Consider the following 3292-nt stretch of genomic DNA (forward strand, 5'->3'; position numbering starts at 1 on the left):
ATTTATATCATGGCAAAGGTGCCTTAGAAAACCTTAAGAACTTAGAAGGTAAGAAAGCTATTATCTGTGTAGGTGGCGGAAGTATGAAGAGAAATGGCTTCCTAGATAGAGCTGTTAAATATCTTGAAGAAGCTGGTATGGAAGTTAAATTATATGAAGGTATCGAACCAGATCCATCAGTAACTACAGTTATGAAAGGTGCTGCAGTTATGGAAGAATTCAAGCCTGACTGGATCGTAGCTATGGGTGGAGGTTCACCTATCGATGCTGCAAAAGCTATGTGGATTAAGTATGAATATCCAGAAATCACATTCGAAGAAATGTGTAAAGTATTTGGTATTCCAAAGTTAAGAAAGAAAGCTCATTTCTGCGCAATCCCATCTACAAGTGGTACTGCAACTGAAGTTACAGCTTTCTCAATCATTACTGATTATGATAAAGGTATTAAATATCCAATCGCTGACTTTGAAATCACTCCAGATGTTGCTATCGTAGATCCTGACTTAGCTGAAACTATGCCAGTTAAACTAGTTGCTCATACAGGTATGGATGCTATGACTCATGCAATTGAAGCATATGTATCTACTGCAAACTGTAACTATACTGATCCACTTGCTATTCATGCAATTGAAATGATCCAGGCTAACTTAGTTAAATCATATAGTGGTGATATGAGCTGCAGAGATGATATGCATGATGCACAGTGCTTAGCAGGTATGGCATTCTCTAACGCATTATTAGGTATCGTACATTCAATGGCTCATAAGACTGGTGCTGCTTTCGTAGACCAGGGTGGACATATTATCCATGGTGCAGCTAATGCTATGTACTTACCAAAGGTTATTGCTTATAACGCTAAAGATGAAACAGCTAAGAAACGTTATGGTGTAATTGCTGATTACATGCACTTAGGTGGAGAAAATGATGATGAAAAGGTTGCATTATTAATTAAATACTTAAGAGGTATGAATGATGCATTAAATATCCCACATAGTATCAACCACTATGGTGCTGATGGTTTACCAGCTGAAGTTGGATTTGTACCTGAAGATGTATTCTTAGAAAGATTACCAGAAATCGCTAAGAACGCTATTGCTGATGCATGTACAGGTTCTAACCCACGTATTCCAACTCAGGAAGAAATGGAAAAATTATTAAAGGCTTGCTACTACGATACAGAAGTTGATTTCTAATGTGTAGAGATAAGAACGGTCTTACAGAAGAAGAATTTTTAAAAAGCTATAATCCTGATAAATATCCTAAACCTTCACTGACAGCTGATATTTGTATCTTTGCTCATTCTGATGTGACAGAGATTCTATTGGTTAAACGTGGTGGACATCCTTATATAGGTAAATGGGCACTGCCTGGTGGCTTCGCTAATAAGAATGAACCGATTGAAAAGACGGCTTCAAGAGAACTTAAAGAAGAGACAGGTATAGAAGGTGTGTCTATGAAGCTTGTAGGTGTTTATAGTCAGCCGGGAAGAGATCCTCGTGGATGGGTTGTGTCTACTGCATTTTATGCAGATGTAGATAAGAAGAGTATTCATCCAGAAGCTGGTGATGATGCCAAAGAAGCAAAATGGTTCACTATTGTCGATGAAACACATTTAAGATGTGGTGATATCAATATAGGTATGAATGATCTTGCCTTTGATCATGCTGATATTATTCATGATGCTATAGATAAGGGTCTGTAGAAATACAGATCCTTTTTTTACACACTGATATAGTTTAAAACTATGGTACCCTATTTTATAAAACTATAATCCTACTAAAATAGTAGATATTATCGTGTTTTGTGTTGACGCACTAAATTTGTGGTGCTAAGATGAAACCACATCAAGAAAAGACAGTGAAAAGAAGAGTACTGTAATGAAACTTATACAGAGAGTTCCGTTAGCTGAGAAGGAATGAAGGGAAGTTATAGGAAGATGGTCTTGGAGTTGCATGGCTGAAATGTAAGTCATGACGGGAGCGCCCGTTACAGCGATAGAGTATGCATGTACTCGAAGAGGTTATTAAGGTGACTTAATAATGAATTTAGGTGGTAACACGAAACGATACGTTCTCGTCCTATTATATGGATGAGAACGTTTTTTATTTAAGGGAAGGAGAGAGAACATGATCCACTTAGAACATGTTACAAAGACTTTTAAGACTAAAGATGGCGATGTCCATGCTGTCAAGGATGTCAGTCTGAATATTGAAGAAGGTGAAATCTACGGTATTATTGGTTTCTCAGGGGCTGGTAAATCTACATTAGTAAGATGTATCAACTTATTAGAAAAACCTGATAGCGGCGCTGTTGTATTTGGGGATAAAGATTTATTAAAACTATCCGATGCAGATTTAAGAAAAGAAAGAGAAAAGATTGGAATGATCTTCCAGCACTTTAATCTTTACAACAGTCGTACTATTTACGACAATATCGCTTTTCCATTAAAACATCTAGGCTGGAGTAAGGATAAGATTCAAAAGAGAGTCTTAGAATTACTCGAACTTATCGATTTGGTAGAAAGAAAAGATTCTTATCCAAGTCAGTTATCTGGAGGACAGAAACAAAGAGTTGCAATCGCAAGAGCGCTTGCCAACAATCCTAAAGTACTTCTATGTGATGAAGCCACAAGTGCTTTAGACCCTCAGACAACACAAAGTATTCTTCAGCTTATTAAGAAAGTAAATAAAGAATTTGGCTTAACAGTTATTTTAATTACTCATGAAATGGCTGTAGTCAAGGAAGTATGTGATAAGGTGGCAGTCATGGAAGATGGTCGTGTGGTAGAACAAGGCAGTATTGTTGATATCTTCTCTAATCCACAGCATCAGATTACTAAGAACTTTATCGCTACTACAAATAATCTTAATAAGATTGATGAATTGATCAAAGACAATCATCGTATTACACAGTTAAATGAAAACCAGCAGATGGTAAAGTTACAGTATCAGAGTTCTAATACAGATGTCGCATTAATTTCAGTATTATCAAGAGATTACAATGTAGATTGTTCTATTATCTTTGGGAATGTAGAAATTATCCAGGGACAGCCAATTGGTACACTTATTACAATCTTTACAGGTGAAGATGTAGATATCAAGAAAGCATTAGAATTCACAAAACAACAGGGAGTTAAAGTGGAGGTGATTAAACGTGGTAACTAAGCTATTTCCAAACGTTATAGAGTTTGCTTCAGATTTCCCACAAGCTATTATTGATACATTATTAATGTTGGTAATCAGTGGTTTAATCTCAGTGGTTATTGGAATCTTATTAGCAGTTATTGTAGTAG

At 36.3% G+C, this 3292-nt stretch carries 3 protein-coding genes and 1 other annotated feature; all 3 genes read left to right on the forward strand.

What is annotated here, in order from left to right; genetic code table 11:
• Positions 1 to 1193, forward strand: a 1193-nt coding sequence (locus ACT8VG_RS09020; RefSeq protein WP_444195674.1) for an iron-containing alcohol dehydrogenase, incomplete at its 5' end; no start/stop codon positions are given.
• Positions 1193 to 1702, forward strand: coding sequence for an NUDIX domain-containing protein (locus ACT8VG_RS09025; RefSeq protein ID WP_195921101.1), 510 nt, complete (start codon positions 1193 to 1195; stop codon positions 1700 to 1702). The genes ACT8VG_RS09020 and ACT8VG_RS09025, both read left to right, overlap by 1 nt.
• A 146-nt stretch (positions 1703 to 1848) precedes the next feature.
• Positions 1849 to 2084, forward strand: a binding site (T-box leader).
• 42 nt (positions 2085 to 2126) lie between these two features.
• Positions 2127 to 3164, forward strand: a complete 1038-nt coding sequence (locus ACT8VG_RS09030; RefSeq protein WP_187011646.1) for a methionine ABC transporter ATP-binding protein — start codon at positions 2127 to 2129, stop codon at positions 3162 to 3164.
• Positions 3165 to 3292 lie beyond the last annotated feature (128 nt).

Origin of the sequence: Catenibacterium sp., from assembly GCF_052354645.1 — a bacterium.
Classification (GTDB): domain Bacteria; phylum Bacillota_I; class Bacilli_A; order Erysipelotrichales; family Coprobacillaceae; genus Catenibacterium; species Catenibacterium mitsuoka_A.